Source organism: Polynucleobacter sp. QLW-P1DATA-2, assembly GCF_001870365.1.
Lineage (GTDB): Bacteria > Pseudomonadota > Gammaproteobacteria > Burkholderiales > Burkholderiaceae > Polynucleobacter.
On sequence record NZ_LZMQ01000003.1, the window covers coordinates 258,367 to 274,156 of the forward strand.

12 protein-coding genes are annotated in these 15,790 nt (G+C 46.9%); 11 read left to right on the forward strand and 1 reads right to left on the reverse strand.

The features are described from left to right. Positions 1 to 20 precede the first annotated feature (20 nt). On the reverse strand, positions 21 to 1,385 hold the full coding sequence (gene argA / locus A9236_RS03870) for an amino-acid N-acetyltransferase (protein WP_071465523.1): 1,365 nt from the start codon (positions 1,383 to 1,385) through the stop codon (positions 21 to 23). A 65-nt stretch (positions 1,386 to 1,450) separates the two neighbouring features. Between argA and hrpA the strand changes: the two genes are divergently transcribed. The 11 genes from hrpA (at position 1,451) to A9236_RS03925 (ending at position 15,790) form a co-directional block, all read left to right on the forward strand. Then, the gene (gene hrpA, locus A9236_RS03875) at positions 1,451 to 5,440 is read left to right on the forward strand and encodes an ATP-dependent RNA helicase HrpA (RefSeq protein ID WP_083398923.1); all 3,990 of its coding nucleotides are present in this window, start codon (positions 1,451 to 1,453) and stop codon (positions 5,438 to 5,440) included. 58 nt (positions 5,441 to 5,498) lie between these two features. Beyond that, positions 5,499 to 6,557, forward strand: coding sequence for a cytochrome D1 domain-containing protein (locus tag A9236_RS03880; protein WP_083393490.1), 1,059 nt, complete (start codon positions 5,499 to 5,501; stop codon positions 6,555 to 6,557). 4 nt (positions 6,558 to 6,561) lie between these two features. Then, the gene (locus tag A9236_RS03885) at positions 6,562 to 7,368 is read left to right on the forward strand and encodes a polysaccharide deacetylase family protein (RefSeq protein WP_071465525.1); all 807 of its coding nucleotides are present in this window, start codon (positions 6,562 to 6,564) and stop codon (positions 7,366 to 7,368) included. 3 nt (positions 7,369 to 7,371) lie between these two features. Next, the gene (locus A9236_RS03890) at positions 7,372 to 8,343 is read left to right on the forward strand and encodes a sterol desaturase family protein (RefSeq protein WP_071465526.1); all 972 of its coding nucleotides are present in this window, start codon (positions 7,372 to 7,374) and stop codon (positions 8,341 to 8,343) included. A gap of 30 nt (positions 8,344 to 8,373) precedes the next feature. Further along, positions 8,374 to 9,138 carry an EI24 domain-containing protein gene (locus A9236_RS03895; RefSeq protein ID WP_236638687.1) on the forward strand — a complete coding sequence of 255 codons (765 nt, stop codon included), beginning with the start codon at positions 8,374 to 8,376 and terminating at the stop codon, positions 9,136 to 9,138. A 98-nt stretch (positions 9,139 to 9,236) separates the two neighbouring features. After that, positions 9,237 to 10,097 carry a molybdopterin-binding protein gene (locus tag A9236_RS03900; RefSeq protein ID WP_255400121.1) on the forward strand — a complete coding sequence of 287 codons (861 nt, stop codon included), beginning with the start codon at positions 9,237 to 9,239 and terminating at the stop codon, positions 10,095 to 10,097. Positions 10,098 to 10,303: 206 nt separating this feature from the next. Next, a complete protein-coding gene (glnA, locus tag A9236_RS03905; protein WP_071465528.1) occupies positions 10,304 to 11,719 on the forward strand; it encodes a type I glutamate--ammonia ligase in 1,416 nt (471 codons plus the stop codon). A gap of 26 nt (positions 11,720 to 11,745) precedes the next feature. Further along, entirely contained in the window at positions 11,746 to 12,867 is a 1,122-nt protein-coding gene (gene glnL, locus A9236_RS03910) for a nitrogen regulation protein NR(II) (RefSeq protein ID WP_369821181.1), read from the forward strand. Next, entirely contained in the window at positions 12,864 to 14,315 is a 1,452-nt protein-coding gene (ntrC, locus tag A9236_RS03915) for a nitrogen regulation protein NR(I) (RefSeq protein ID WP_071465530.1), read from the forward strand. The genes glnL and ntrC overlap by 4 nt, the downstream gene beginning before the upstream one ends. Next, a complete protein-coding gene (gene xth, locus A9236_RS03920; RefSeq protein WP_201721716.1) occupies positions 14,308 to 15,156 on the forward strand; it encodes an exodeoxyribonuclease III in 849 nt (282 codons plus the stop codon). The genes ntrC and xth overlap by 8 nt, the downstream gene beginning before the upstream one ends. 28 nt (positions 15,157 to 15,184) lie before the next feature. Next, positions 15,185 to 15,790 carry a glutathione S-transferase gene (locus tag A9236_RS03925; RefSeq protein WP_255400130.1) on the forward strand — a complete coding sequence of 202 codons (606 nt, stop codon included), beginning with the start codon at positions 15,185 to 15,187 and terminating at the stop codon, positions 15,788 to 15,790.

The following is a 15,790-nucleotide window of genomic DNA, read 5'->3' on the forward strand; positions in this document are numbered from 1 at the left end:
TTATTAATCTCTTTTTTTGCTTATAGATCTTTAGTTAAAACCATGGACTTGCGATCCCAGTTGTAAATTTGTTTTCTTTCTTCCGGCAAGTCATCTACTGTTGCGCGTTTAAAGCCACGCTTGAGGAACCAATGTTCTGTTCTGGTAGTCAGCACAAATAATTTTTTGATGCCTTCTTGCTTGGCTCTCATTTCGATGCGCTTAAGTAGACGCTCACCATCACCTGATCCCTGAACATCAGGATCAACTGCAAGGCAGGCTAATTCACCAACACCATTTGGAAAAGGGAAGAGGGCAGCACAACCAAAGAGGACTCGGTCATGCTCAATGACGGAGAAGCGTTGAATATCACGCTCAATCACATCTTGTCCGCGGGCGGCCAAGATGCCTTCATCTTCTAAAGGCATGGTAAGTTGCAAAATGCCACCTACATCATCTTGGTTGGCTTCACGCAGGTTCTCAATATCGGAAGAAGCTAGCATCATGCCAATACCATCGTGGGTAAAGAGCTCTTCCAATAGCGCTCCATCCTGATTGCAAGGAAGGAAGTGAACACGGCTTACACCGGCACGAATGGCTCTACCAGCAATGGTGAGCAAGCCTTTCATGCCTAAGTCGATATCTTTATTCTGACCAATATATTCTTGCAGCTGAGGCATCGACAGTTCAGTAATAAAGTCACCCTCGCTATCCTTTAGACCATCGTAAGGGCTCAAGAAGATTAACTTATCTGCTTTGAGGGCGGCAGCAGTAGATGCAGCAACATCCTCATAGGCCAGATTAAATGCCTGACCTGTTGGTGAGAAGCCTAAGGGCGAAAGCAAAACAATTTTGTTGCTATCTAAAGACAGTCTAATAGAGCCGGAGTCCACTTTGCGCACTAGACCAGTATGAATGTAATCGGTGCCTTCAACAACGCCCACTGGCATTGCCGTAATAAAGTTACCGGAGATCACAGAAATACGAGAGCCTGCCATTGGGGTGTTTGGTAAACCACGGCTAAATGCCGCTTCAATATCAAGGCGTAATTCACCAGCAGCTTCTTTGACGCACTCTAAGGCGGCGGCATCGGTAATACGGTAGCTGTGCAATGCACTCTTACCAAACTTGCTCTTAATCTTTCGGAGCATGAGCTGTTCTTCAATTTGCGGGCGAATACCATGAACCAATACAATCCGCATGCCCATGGCATGCAACATTGCAATATCCTCAATGAGGTTCTCAAGACCGGTCTCTTGAACAAGCTCGCCAGCAAAGGCAATAACAAAGGTCTTTTCGCGAAAGCTGTGAATGTAGGGCGCAACATCGCGCAACCACCCTACGAAGGGGAAGTTGGAGGTGGATTCTTCGGCGCTTGAGGCCTGGTTCGGTGCATTTGTCGGCATAGTGAGAAAATTATAGGGTGCAAGAGCCTATAAACCAACAAAAACCCAAATCAATCACGAAGCCTGTGCCTGCTTCCAACACCGGGCGTAGGCTGGAGATCCGCTTTCCGGAAGAATTGCCGGTCTCCGGTCAACGCCAACTCATCAAGGATGCCTTGCAGAGCCATCAGGTTGTCATTGTGTGTGGTGAGACAGGCTCAGGTAAGACAACCCAGTTACCAAAGATTTGCTTAGATCTTGGTCGCGGGACTATTAATGGCGGCAAGTTGATTGGACATACTCAGCCAAGACGGATCGCAGCCACAGCTACGGCCAAGAGAATTGCTCAAGAGTTGGGATCACCCATTGGTCAGGATGTCGGCTATCAGGTGCGCTTTGCAGATAAGACTAGTCATACCGCATCCATTAAGTTGATGACCGACGGTATTTTGTTGGCGGAAACACAGCGTGATCCTCAGCTGAAGGCTTATGACACGCTCATCATTGACGAAGCCCATGAGCGTAGTTTGAATATTGATTTCTTGTTGGGCTACCTCAGGCAGCTGCTCCCTAAGCGACCCGACCTAAAGCTGATTATTACTTCTGCAACCATCGATGCCCAGCGCTTTGCTGAGCACTTTGCAATGAATGGCAAGGTAGCTCCAGTGATTGAAGTCAGTGGTAGGTTATTTCCGGTTGAGCAGCGTTATTCACCACTTGAGCCCGATGCCAAGCCTGATGGCAAAAAAGAATCCAAAACTGCTAAGGAAATCCCCGATGCAGTTACTGAAGAGATCACCAAAGTCTGGCGAGAGGGTGCCACTGGCGCCGGAGATGTATTGGTTTTTCTGCCGGGTGAGCGCGAGATCCGAGACTGCGCAGAAGCATTGCGTAAAGACCATATATTGCAACAACGTTATCACCCGGAGGTGCTGAGCTTATTTGCGCGTCAGTCTGTGGCTGAACAAGAGAGGGTCTTTTCCCCTGGAAACGGCCGCCGCATTATTTTGACAACTAACGTTGCTGAGACATCGTTAACGGTTCCCAATATTCGCTATGTGATTGATAGCGGATTGGCTAGAGTCAAACGCTACTCTTATCGTAATAAGGTAGAGCAGTTACAGATAGAGCCAATTTCACAAGCGGCTGCAAATCAAAGAGCAGGCCGTTGCGGCCGTGTATCAGATGGTATTTGCGTACGTTTATATAGCGAACAAGACTATCTGGGGCGTCCAAAATTTACCGATCCCGAAATTCTTCGTAGCTCACTTGCGGCAGTATTGCTCAGGATGAGCTCGCTACGCTTATCTAAAATTCAGCACTTTCCCTTCATTGATAAACCATTAGGTAGAGCGATTGCCGATGGTGTGCAGCTTCTAGATGAATTAGGAGCTATTGAGTTTGATGATGCCCAGACCGAAGATGCTAAGGACAGCAATCACAGTTTCAAATTAACCCATATTGGCAAGCAACTAGCTGACTTACCACTCGATCCACGCATTGGTAGGATGCTGCTTGCTGCTAAGGAGCATAACGCCTTAAGGGAGGTGACGATCATTGCCTCTGCTTTGGCTACGCAAGATCCGCGTGAGCGACCGATGGACCAAGGTGCTGCTGCAGACCAAGCCCATCTTCAATTTGCCGATGAGCGTTCTGAATTTTTAAGTTTTGTGAAGCTGTGGGATTGGTATCAAGATGCGCTTCAACACAAGCATAGCAATCGTCAATTAGAAAACCTATGCCGTAGTAAATTTTTATCACCGCGGCGTTTGCGTGAGTGGCGTGATGTACATGGACAACTTCACACGATGTTGGGTGAGAAGGGGTGGAAAGAAAATGCGCTTTCAGCAACGTACGAACAAGTACACCTCTCTTTGTTGACGGGTTTACTAGGTTACGTTGCCAAAAAAGAAGAGGATGAGAAGTCTCAGGATCGCAATAGCAAAACAGGTGGCTACGTCGGAGCACGTGGTATACGTCCATTCATCTGGCCGGGCTCGACTATCGGCAAGAAGGCGGGCGCCTGGATTCTGGCCGGTGAGCTGCAAGAAACGAGTCGCATGTACGCCCGTACGATTGCCAAGATCGAGCCGCAGTGGGTGGAAAAGGTTGCTGCTCATCGCCTCATTAAATCCCTCAGTGAACCCTTCTGGGATAGCCGTCAGGGAGAGGTGCTGGCCTTTGAGCGTGGCACTTTATATGGATTACCGATTTATCACGGACGCCGAGTGCGTTATGAGCCCCATAATCCCGAGGATGCGCGCGAACTATTTATTGGCCAAGCCTTAGTCCAAGAAGAAATATTTGGGCGCATGGATACGCCAGCACTGCAGCGCGAGACTGAAGCGGATGCCAAGAAAAAATATCCTGGGACATTTGGGTTCTTTTGGCATAACCGCCGTCTCATCAAGGAAATCGAAGCGCTTGAGCACCGCTCACGTCGCCCAGATGTGTTGGTGGACGATGATTTACTCTTTGCCTTTTATGAGTCACGCATTCCTAAGGGAATCTGTAATCGGGAGGATCTCAGTGCGTATCTGAAGAAGACTCCTGATTTAGATTCGCAACTGCGTTTAGAAAAAGCGGATCTCATGCGCCATGAGGCCGCAGGTATCACGGTAGATCGCTATCCTAAGGTCATGAAGGTGGGTGGAGCAGAGCTTAATCTGACCTATCACTTCGAGCCTGGCAGCCCAAAGGACGGTGTGACACTGGTGGTGCCGCTAGCACAACTCAATCAAGTTGATGGGCGCCGTTGTGAATGGTTGGTACCAGGCATGTGTGAAGAGAAAATCCTTCTTTTACTAAAAACCTTGCCACAAAAACTCAGGCGCCACTGCGTGCCTTTACCAGATTACGCTAAATCGTATTTAGAGAGAAAGCTCGAGGCTAGCCAATTTGGTGTGGGCGATTTTCTGGATAGCTTGATTGAAGACATACGTAAAGAGCGTGGGTTGGAAATTAAACGAACCGACTTTAGACCGGAAGCTCTCCCACTTCATTCATCAATGAACTTTCGTTTAATTGATGAGCATGGACGTCAGCTGGAGGTAGAGCGCAATTTAGCGCGTTTACGCTCTGAGTACGGGCAGACTGCTCGTGATGCATTTCAGGCGGTCGCTCAAGAGGTGGCTCAGGCTGAGTTGGGTATAGAGCCCAGTACTAAAGTCAGCACTCAGACCGGCAAACCAGCTCAGGCAACGCAAGTAGCCCAGGGAGGCTATCGCACTTGGGAGTTTGGGGAGTTGCCAGAGACGCTGGAGATTCAGAAGGGCAGCAAGACTTTATTTGGCTACCCTGCATTAATAGATCGTGGAGACTTTTGTGATCTTGAGGTATTTGATGATCTACTCGAGGCTCGCAAGCAGCATGCCCAGGGATTGCGTCGCCTCTTTGCGCTGGGTAATAAAGACACGCTCAAGGCCTTGCAAAAACAATTGCCGGGTGTGCGTGAGCTTGGACTTTTGTTTATTAATATCGGTTCAGTTGAGAGCTTAATTGATCAGATTCTCAATCTCTCGATTGAGCGTGCATTTATGTCCGAGCCATTACCCAATAACGCAGAACAATTTTCTGACAGAATGTATGCAGGCAAACCCAGGCTTGCCCTGATTGCACAAGAGGTATCCCGTCATGCATTAGCTGCCCTACAGGCCTATGCTGATTTGCAGAAGAAGATGGCGCAAGCTAAAGCTGCTTCACCGAGTGCTTACGCGGATATTCAGACTCAAGTCCAAGACCTCATCTTCCCGAAGTTTGTTGCGGGGATTCCTTATGCGCAATTGGTCCACTTGCCGCGCTACCTCAAGGCCATCGCCATGCGAATCGATAAGATGCGATCGAATCCGCCCAGAGACGCACAATGCCAGAAAGACTGGGAGTCTGTAGCGAGACCCTGGCAAAAACTCATGCAAGGCAATAAGGGTTCAGCGTATGTCATGACAGAAGACCAGGCTCTGCAGGATTTCAGGTGGCAATTAGAGGAGTTAAGGGTGGCTCTTTACGCGCAGGAGCTTAAAACGCCAACTCCAATGTCTCTAAAGCGTCTGGAAAAAGTTTTGGCGAGCTTGCGCTAGGTCAAATCCACCAATAATTAGGGGGTTTTTAAGCCCCTGCATTGCTTACAATAGGGGTATGTATAAATTCACCCTCTTTAGAAGCATTCGCATTATTGCGGCATCGGCTTTATTAACCTCTTTTCCAAGTTCTTTCCTGCTTGCCCAAACCGCCCCAAATACTAGCGCTCCTCTGGGGGTGTCTCAGCCGCCTGGCGTAACAAACACACAACCCAAATTGGCCGTGATTTTGAATTCAGGCTCTGCATCAGTAAGTCTGATTGACATGACCACTCGTCAAGTGGTGAAAACTTTTCCAGTAGGAAAAGAGCCGCATCATCTAATGATGACCCCAGATCAGAAAACCTTATTGGTAGCCAATGCTGCTGGTAATGATGTTGTATTGATGAATCCCATCACCGGTGAAATAACAGGGCGCTTGCCGAGCATCATTGACCCTTACCAGATTGGATATTCACCGAATCGCAAATGGTTTGTAGTGAATGGCAATCGCTTAAACCGAGTCGATATTTATGCTGCGAATGGTACGGATCTAAAATTGGCTAAGACTATTAAATTAGCTAAAACACCAAGTCACATTGCATTTACTGCAGATAGCAAAATCGCTTTCATTACTTTGCAAGATTCTAGTCAGCTCGCTGCAATTGATTTAGAAACCCAAACAGTGCTTTGGACCATGCCCACTGGCAAAGTTCCTGCGGGCTTATGGATGACTCCTGGCGATCAATATCTTTTGGTAGGTATTACTGGTGAAGATAATGTGCAGGTCATCGACTGGAAAAATCGCAAAGAAGTAAAACGTATTCCTACGGGTAAGGGCGCTCATAATTTCCGCCCCTTGGGTGATAAGCGTCATGTCTTTGTGAGCAATCGCATCGCCCCCTCTATCAGCTTGATTGATATGCAAACCTTAGAGAAGACAGGCGATATCACGGGTCTGCCCTCTGGTCCGGATGATATGGAGATTACCCCTGATGGCAAAACAATGTGGGTCACTTTCCGCTTTGCTAAGAAGGTGGGCATCATCGACATTCCCTCAATGAAATTGCTAGATGTCATTCCGGTGGGCAAGTCTCCACATGGCGTCTTCTTCTATCCAAGGGCCTCTTGGGAGTAAGAGGATGAAGCGCTATCAAATCGCTCTATCAGCAGCCGCGCTTATGTTCGGCTGTTTTTCATTTGACAGTATTGCTCAAACAGCCAGTTGTAATAAGACAGTCTATTTGACATTTGATACTGGCAATATGTCTGTTGCTCAGAAGGTTGCGGAAATTTTGAAGCGCCAGGATGTTAAGGCCACATTCTTTTTGGCAAATGAAAAAACCTTCCGCGGTGATTACGCTTTAGATGAGTCTTGGAAACCGTTTTGGCAGGAGCTCGCTAAAGAAGGGCATCATTTTGGTAGCCATACCTATGATCACGACTACTTTGTCAAAGATGGGCCTAAGGGTCAGGTCTTTGAAAAGCCTCAATTTGGTCCAAAGGCTGGAGAGACTGTTCTGTATAACGAGGCGACGATGTGCAAACAGATTCGCCGCGTTGATCAACGCTTCCAAGAAATGACTCAGCAGCCATTGCAAAAAATCTGGCGTGCTCCTGGTGGGAAAACCTCACCGACACTCGTTCGGATGGGGGATATGTGTGGCTATCAACATATTGGTTGGGCAAATGCTGGGTTCCTAGGGGATGAGCTGAATTCTGATAAACATCCCAACAGTGTGTTGCTAGAGAGGGCAAGTCGAGACATCAGGGATGGCGACATCACCATGGCTCATTTGGGTATTTGGTCCAGAAAGGACCCATGGGCGCCAGCAGTGCTGGAGCAGTTAATTGTGAACTTAAAGCAGCGTGGATTTTGTTTTGGCTTGATACCCATAGAACTCAAAGAATCGATGCCGCCCAAAAAATCGGTAGATCAGTCAAAATAAAGCATGAATTTCGCTGCCATCCCCTCTGAAGTTTCAAATGCCTATGGCGTAATCCAGGAATGGGTCTTCTCCAATATCGTGGCACCCATTTTGTATCAGTTGGACTTGATGTCTTGGGCAGAGGATGTGTTTGATGGGGTGGATTGGTTTTTATTTGGCTGTATTCAAATACTGTTGATCGTAGTAGTGCTCAGAACTTGGGAGCGCTTGGCCCCAGCAGAGGTGCAAGAGCGCTTTGCGTCATCAACTAAGGCAGACCTCTTCTATACCTTGTTTCATCGTTTGGGGGTTTTTCACGGTTTGATATTTATTGCTTTATCAGGCTCCTTCTTTGAACTAGATTCTGTCTTGCATGATTTTCGATTTGATCGTCTCAATGTTGAAAATTGGTGGCCAGGAATCACATCAATTCCAGTAGTGAGTTTCTTGCTCTACCTTGTATTGCTTGATTTTGTGGATTACTGTTATCACCGTGCATCACATGCCTTTCATTGGTGGTGGCAGTTGCATGCCTTACATCACAGCCAAACGGTGATGACTGCATGGTCTGATAATCGCAATCATTTTTTAGATGACATCATGCGTGCAGTAGTGATGGCATTCTTTGCGCTTCTATTCGGCGTTTCTCCAGGTCAATTTATTGCGCTAGTTGCCTTGAGTCAATTTATTCAAAGTTGGCAGCACGCCAATATCAAAGTCCATCTGGGTGCAGCACGCTATTTCTTGATATCGCCGATGTATCACCGTATGCATCATGCTGTAGGTTATGGGCACGAGGCTATTGGAAAGTCTGGGGTATTGGGCGGATGTAATTTTGGTATTTTATTTCCATGGTGGGATATGGCATTGAAGACTGCTATCTTCCCAAAGGTGGCTTATCCCACAGGGGTGAGAAACTTAACCGTTTCTCAAAATGTGGTCACGCAGCAGTGGCAAGGCCTGGTTCACGCCTTTAAAGAATTATTGCCAAAGTAAACATGCCAATGTGCATGTCATAGGGGTTATATGGTCGGAGTACAGCAAGTATTTAAATCGTTTGGGCTTGCACTCGTGGGAACGATGCATCCTCGAATACTGTGGTTAAGCTTGCGCCCTTTTTTGATTGTCTCTGTCTTGTGGGGCTGCCTCATTTGGCTAACCTGGACACCAGCTCTAGAGGCGTTAAGTGTTTTCCTGACAACTTCGATGTTTACTAGCTGGATTCAAGAGGGCCTAATTTGGGCTGGCTTTGAAAATGCACGAGCATGGATTGCACCGCTATTTTTTGTGATGCTCATCATTCCTTTAATCACAATTAGCCTTTTGGTATTTATTGCTTTCTCAACGGTGCCTGCCGTTGTGAATATCGTGGTCAAGCAAGCTAGTTATCGCGATTTGGAATGTAAGCGGGGTGGTGGCTTCTTTGGTAGCCTGGTATACACGCTGTGGTCTGCATTGATTTGCTTGGTATTGGTGATGTTGACTCTGCCTGTGTGGTGGGTGCCTCCACTTGTGGCAGTGTTGCCCCCTTTGCTTTGGGGTTGGCTCACAATGCGCTTGATGTCTTATGACGTATTAGCTAAACACGCGAGTACAGACGAGCGTGACCTCTTATTGGATAAATACCGTTGGGCATTGCTCACTATGGGTATTGTCTCGGGCATGATCGGCGCAGTTCCAACCTTCTTCTGGGCCACTTCGGCACTTGCATTAGTGTTATTTCCTATCGTGAGTTTTATTGCCCTTTGGGTTTACTCCCTCATCTTTGTTTTTTGCCGCTCTCTGGTTTAGCCATTTTTTATTGGATGCTTTACAGACACTGAGGCAAGAAGAATTAGAAAAATCATTAACAGTTGAATCACGCATAGTAGATCCGGAGCTTCCCTATCATGGTTGATGTAATCAAAAAAGTAGCAGTAGATGTGCCAGCAAAAGATTCGGTGACAAGGCGATTTGGTTTGATTGTGATTGGTGATGAGATTCTGTCTGGTCGCCGTCAAGATAAACACATGAGCAAGCTCATTGAGCTCTTGAATGAGCGTGGTTTGAGTCTTGCATGGGCTAAATATGTTGCTGATGATCCTGAGCAAATTACTGCCACCTTAAAAGATAGCTTTGCTAGCGGCGATATCGTATTTAGTACTGGCGGGATTGGCGCAACTCCTGACGATCACACGCGTCAATGTGCTGCGCTTGCATTAGGTACTAAAACAGAACTTCATCCGACCGCACAAGAGCTGATTGCCGGACGCATTCAGTCGATGGCCGAGGGTGATCCGATGAAAGCGGATTTGAATACTCCAGAAAATCAGCATCGCTTCAAGATGGGTGAGTTTCCGCTTGGCAGTGAAATTATTCCCAATCCATACAACCAAATCCCAGGTTTTCGAATTAAAGAACACCACTTTCTTCCTGGCTTTCCAGTGATGGCAGCACCCATGATGGCTTGGTGCTTAGATACACACTATCAAGATCTCTTCCATCAAGAAAACTGGGCAGAGCAAAGCTTTATCGTGCCAAAGGGTATTGAGTCCACTTTGACCCCCTTAATGGAGCGTATAGAGGCCAATTTTCCTGGGGTGAAGGTCTTTAGTCTCCCATCTGTCGGCGATGCCAGCAGGGGAGGCGTTTATGCTCAGAGGCATATTGAATTAGGTATCAAAGGGAATGCAAACTTGCTAGAAAGTGCTTGGATTGCCCTAAGAGCGGGCACTCAAGAGCTGGGTTACGAGGTCCACGATATCACCTAACTCAAATTTGCACTAAATAAGTGCAAAATACCAATTTTTAGGCGATAAAAGGGGTAATTGAGCACTCAATTAGTGCAATAATGACTATTCCCCGTTGTTTGCTTCAGTAAATTACATACATCCATTAGGCAGTTTTGATGCCTGGAATGAACAAGGGTGTATGCCTTGATATTGAATTCCGAGTTTAGTTAATAGAGGAGATTTGCATGACGAAGACCGTCGCTGATGTAATGAAGTTAGTTAAAGAGAAAGAATGTACTTTCGTTGATTTCCGCTTTGTAGATACAAAGGGCAAAGAGCAGCACGTTTCTGTTCCTATCTCTGCGTTCGATGAAAGCAAGTTTGAAGATGGTCATGCATTTGACGGTTCATCTATTGCGGGCTGGAAAGGTATTGAAGCATCTGACATGTTGCTCAAACCAGATCCAACAGCGGCTTACATCGATCCATTCTATGAAGAGCCAACTTTGGTTCTCACATGTGATGTTATCGAGCCAGCAGACGGAAAAGGTTACGACCGTGATCCACGTTCTATTGCAAAACGCGCTGAAGCGTATTTGAAGAGCACTGGTTTGGGTGACGCCGCTTACTTTGGTCCAGAGCCAGAATTCTTCATTTTTGATGGCGTTCGTTGGGGTGCCGACATGCAGGGTTGCTTTGTGAAGATTGATTCCGAAGAGGCTCCATGGTCATCTGGCGCAGAAATCGAAGGTGGTAACACTGGCCATCGTCCAGGCAAGAAGGGCGGTTACTTCCCAGTTGCTCCAGTAGATGCATTCCAAGATATGCGTTCTGAAATGTGTTTGATTCTTGAGTCATTGGGTATTCCAGTGGAAGTTCATCACCATGAAGTTGCTGGTCAAGGTCAAAATGAGTTGGGCACCAAGTTCAGCACATTGGTACAGCGTGCTGACTGGACTATCTGGCAAAAATATGTTGTTCAAAACGTTGCCCATGCTTATGGCAAGACTGCAACCTTTATGCCTAAGCCAGTAGTTGGCGATAACGGCTCTGGTATGCACGTTCACCAATCCGTTTGGAAGAACGGTGAGAACTTGTTTGCTGGTAACGGCTACGCAGGTTTGTCTGAGTTTGCGCTCTACTACATCGGCGGCATCATTAAGCACGCTAAAGCATTGAACGCGATTACTAATCCAGGTACAAACTCATACAAGCGTTTGGTTCCAGGCTTTGAGGCTCCAGTGAAGTTGGCTTACTCTGCACGTAACCGTTCCGCCTCTATTCGTATTCCACACGTAGCGAGCCCTAAGGGTCGTCGTATCGAAACACGTTTCCCAGATCCATTGGCTAACCCATACTTGGCATTCTCTGCCTTGTTGATGGCAGGCTTGGATGGTGTGCAGAACAAGATTCACCCTGGCGATGCTGCTGACAAGAACCTCTATGACTTGCCACCAGAAGAAGATGCAAAGATCCCAACTGTTTGCGCAAGCTTGGAAGAGGCGTTGGACGCATTGCAGAAGGATCACGAGTTCTTGACTCGCGGTGGAGTATTCACTGAGTCCATGCTTGATGCATATATCAATTTGAAGATGGATGATGTCACACGCTTCCGTATGACCACACATCCGATCGAATTTGATATGTACTACTCCCTGTAAGCGAAGGAGAGAACTTGAGCGCAGGTTTGTTGCGCAATTCGTTCAAGGGAGCAGCTTCGGCTGCTCCTTTTTTTCCGACATTGCTCGATCAGATGCCTAATGCCATTGTGGTTTTTGAGGCGGAAAGTCAACAATTGGTTTATGTGAATGCTGCTGCTGAGTCAGCGCTTGATCTCTCACGTAAATCACTTGAGGGCCAATCTGTGTATGATTTATTCGGTGACAATGAGGCCTTAAACAGCATGATTGCTGAAGTAAAGCTCGGTCACATTATGGCGAACCGCCAAGAAATGATCCTTCATTCTTTGCCGGGCAGTATTCACCAAGATAGCATTCCGGCTCATGTGGTGGTAGCTGCATTAGAGGATCCCGCATTAATCATGATGGAATGGTTTCCAATTGATCAGCAGTTGCGTAGTGAGCGTGATGAGCGTGTAACGCAACAAGTGGAAGCAAATAAGCAATTGATGCGCAATCTAGCGCATGAGATTAAAAACCCATTGGGTGGTATTCGAGGGGCAGCTCAGTTGCTGGAGTTTGAGTTGCCTGAAAAAGGCTTGCGTGAATATACACAAGTCATTATTAAAGAATCCGATCGCTTACAGACCTTAGTGGATCGCCTATTGGCACCCCATCGCAAGGCTCATGTGATTGAATCCTTCAATGTACATGAGGCACTAGAGCGCGTTCGTAGTTTGGTGTTGGCGGAGTTTCCCAAGGGCCTACGCATCATTCGGAACTATGACACTAGCTTGCCAGATGTCTTGGGTGATCGTGAGCAACTGATTCAAGCAGTACTTAATATTGTGCATAACGCTGCACAGGCTCTTTCCGAGGAGATGAGTCAGGGTGTTGCGCAAATTGAATTAAAGACGAGGGTGGCGCGTTCTGTCACGATTGCAAAACATCGCTATAAGTTGGCAATGGATTTGCATGTCATTGATAACGGCCCTGGAATTCCTAAAGAAATTATTGAGCGCATTTTCTTTCCGCTAGTTTCTGGACGAGAAGGGGGTAGCGGCTTAGGCCTTACTTTGGCACAAACCTTTGTTCAACAACATCAGGGCTTTATTGCTTGTGATAGTCGCCCTGGACGTACCGATTTCCACATTCAAATTCCATACCGCAGGCAGGAGAAAGCATCATGAAACCAATTTGGATCGTCGACGATGACCAATCTATTCGTTGGGTTTTAGAAAAAGCCTTGGCCCGAGAGAATATTCCCCATAAGAGTTTCTCCAATCCAAATGATGTGCTAAACGCGCTGGAAAAAGATACTCCACAGGTTTTAATTTCAGATATCCGTATGCCGCGTGGCAATGGATTAGATCTCTTGCAGCATGTCAAAGCAAGTCATCCTAATTTGCCCGTCATCATCATGACAGCATATTCAGATTTGGATTCTGCAGTGTCATCGTTCCAAGGCGGTGCTTTTGAATATCTTACAAAACCATTTGATGTAGAAAAAGCAGTGGAGTTAATTCATCGTGCGGCAGAGCAGGGTATCCGAAGCGAATCAGGCGCTAAAGAATTTTCTGGTTTGAGACAGGACTCCGCTGATATTATTGGTCAAGCTCCTGCTATGCAAGAGATTTTCCGAGCCATTGGTCGTCTGGCTCAATCTCATGCAACCGTGCTCATTACTGGTGAGTCTGGTGCGGGTAAAGAGTTGGTGGCGCATGCACTGCATAAGCATAGTCCTCGAGCTAAGGGGCCATTCATCTCGCTGAGTACCTCCGCAGCACCTAAAGATTTACTGGAATCAGAGCTCTTTGGTCATGAGCGTGGCGCTTTCCCTGGGGCTCAGACATTGCGTCGTGGACGTTTTGAGCAAGCGGATGGGGGCACGCTCTTCCTGGGTGAGATTGGTGATTTACCATTTGATTTACAAACCAGACTCTTGCGCGTACTAACAGACGGACACTTCTACCGCATTGGTGGGCAGGATCCAATCAAGGCTAATGTTCGCATCATTGCCTCTACTCATCAAAATCTAGAGCAACGTGTTGTCGCAGGCTTGTTCCGCGAAGACTTAATGCATCGCCTTAATGTGATTCGTTTGCGCATGCCTGCTTTGCGCGAGCGTAGTGAAGATATTCCAATCTTGGCAAAGCATTTCATGCTTACTTGTGCCAAGTCTTTAAATGTAGAACCCAAAAAACTCTCCGATGAAGTACTCAAGGAGATGAGTAACATGCCTTTCCCAGGTAATGTTCGTCAGCTTGAGAACCTCTGTCATTGGTTAACCGTTATGACTCCTGCCAATGTAATCGGTGTGAGTGATCTGCTGGCCGATATTGTGTCAGAGGCTACGGACCAGTTAGTGGTTTTACAGGGTGAGTCTTCACCAAGCAATCCAGTGGCTACAAAATCTGTTTCAGGTGATTGGGAAAGTGGTCTTGGTCGTTTAGCAGTCAAAATGCTGCAAGACGGTGACAAAGAAGTCTACGATGCGCTATGCTCACGTTTTGAGAAGGCTGTATTGCAAGCTGCGTTGGAGGTTACACGTGGTCGCCGAGTTGAGGCTGCTCAGCGTCTGGGTATTGGCCGCAATACGATTACAAGAAAACTGCAGGAACTGGGGATAGATGACTGATTCAATTCGAATTGCGGCGTGGAATGTGAATTCCTTAAAAGTTCGCCTTCCACACGTACTTCGTTGGTTGCAAGATCAGGAAAAAAAGAAAGAGCCGATTGATGGGCTTTGCTTGCAAGAGCTTAAGCTTACGGATGATAAGTACCCCCATTCAGAATTAGAGGCAGCTGGCTACCTTAGTCTTGCTGCAGGGCAAAAGACCTATAACGGTGTCGCCATCATTGTGCGTAAGGCTGCATTAGCCTCGATTGCCTCAGATGCTGCTACTACTTTCTTAAAACCCATCAGAAACATACCGAACTACCAAGATGAGCAGCAGCGCATTCTGGCTGCAACGATTCCTTTCGCTGGTATGCAGCCAGTACGACTGGTATCAGCCTACTTCCCTAACGGGCAGTCACCTGATAGCGATAAGTTTGCTTACAAGCTCAATTGGCTCCACTCACTACAAACTTGGCTAGCAAGTGAACTGGAGCAAAACCAACGCCTGGCCCTATTGGGTGATTTCAATATCGCTCCTGAAGATCAAGATGTCCACGATCCTAAGGCATGGGAAGGGCAGAATTTAGTCTCCCCACCAGAGCGCAATGCCTTTCAGGAACTCATCAACCTTGGCTTCTCTGATTCCTTCAGAATGTTTGAGCAAGCACCCAAAACCTATAGCTGGTGGGACTATCGCATGATGGGCTTCAGAAGAAATGCAGGCATGCGTATTGATCACATCTTGCTTAGTGAAGCCCTCAAAGAAAAATGTAGCGCTAGCGGAGTGGATAAAGAGCCAAGAGCCTGGGAGCAGCCGTCTGACCATGCTCCAGTAATTGCCACCATCAAAAAAGCTTAGGCTAACTACATCCATTCGTGCATCTATGATGCCCATTTTGTACTCCTACAGAAGATGCCCTTATGCCATGAGGGCTCGCATGGCATTGAAATATGCTGGCATTGAGTATGAGCACCGCGAGATTGCTTTAAGAGATAAGCCAAAATCGATGCTCGAAGCCTCACCTAAGGGTACTGTTCCTGTTCTGTGCACAAACGAAAAGATTATTGATCAAAGCCTAGACATCATGCATTGGGCTCTGGAAAAGTTTGATCCGGATGGCTGGAAGAGTGTTGATGTGGGGTTGGCAAAAGAATGGATTGATAAGAATGACGGCCCATTTAAAAAACTCTTGGACCAATACAAATATCCTAATCGACATCCCGAGTTCAATCCTGAAGCCATACTAAGTAGTGCAATTGCATTAATGCTCAAACCCCTTGAAGAGGCACTCAATGCAAATCAATACTTGTTGAGCAAGCAAATGACATGGGTAGATGTCGCTATCTTTCCGTTCATCAGGCAGTTCTCGATGGTAAATCCACACGAATTTGATCGCTTGCCATTTCCAAAAACTAAAAAATGGCTAGAGCATCACCTCAAGTCTGAGTTATTCAACTCAGTGATGGAAAAACATCCCACTTGGGTGGATTAA

Bases quoted from the DNA above. Each gene is read 5' to 3' on its own strand.
- A9236_RS03880 (WP_083393490.1), top strand. From the start codon at position 5,499: ATGTATAAATTCACCCTCTTTAGAAGCATTCGCATTATTGCGGCATCG.
- A9236_RS03885 (WP_071465525.1), top strand. From the start codon at position 6,562: ATGAAGCGCTATCAAATCGCTCTATCAGCAGCCGCGCTTATGTTCGGC.
- ntrC (WP_071465530.1), top strand. From the start codon at position 12,864: ATGAAACCAATTTGGATCGTCGACGATGACCAATCTATTCGTTGGGTT.
- A9236_RS03890 (WP_071465526.1), top strand. From the start codon at position 7,372: ATGAATTTCGCTGCCATCCCCTCTGAAGTTTCAAATGCCTATGGCGTA.
- A9236_RS03900 (WP_255400121.1), top strand. From the start codon at position 9,237: ATGGTTGATGTAATCAAAAAAGTAGCAGTAGATGTGCCAGCAAAAGAT.
- argA (WP_071465523.1), bottom strand. From the start codon at position 1,385: ATGCCGACAAATGCACCGAACCAGGCCTCAAGCGCCGAAGAATCCACC.
- A9236_RS03925 (WP_255400130.1), top strand. From the start codon at position 15,185: ATGCCCATTTTGTACTCCTACAGAAGATGCCCTTATGCCATGAGGGCT.
- glnA (WP_071465528.1), top strand. From the start codon at position 10,304: ATGACGAAGACCGTCGCTGATGTAATGAAGTTAGTTAAAGAGAAAGAA.
- xth (WP_201721716.1), top strand. From the start codon at position 14,308: ATGACTGATTCAATTCGAATTGCGGCGTGGAATGTGAATTCCTTAAAA.
- A9236_RS03895 (WP_236638687.1), top strand. From the start codon at position 8,374: ATGGTCGGAGTACAGCAAGTATTTAAATCGTTTGGGCTTGCACTCGTG.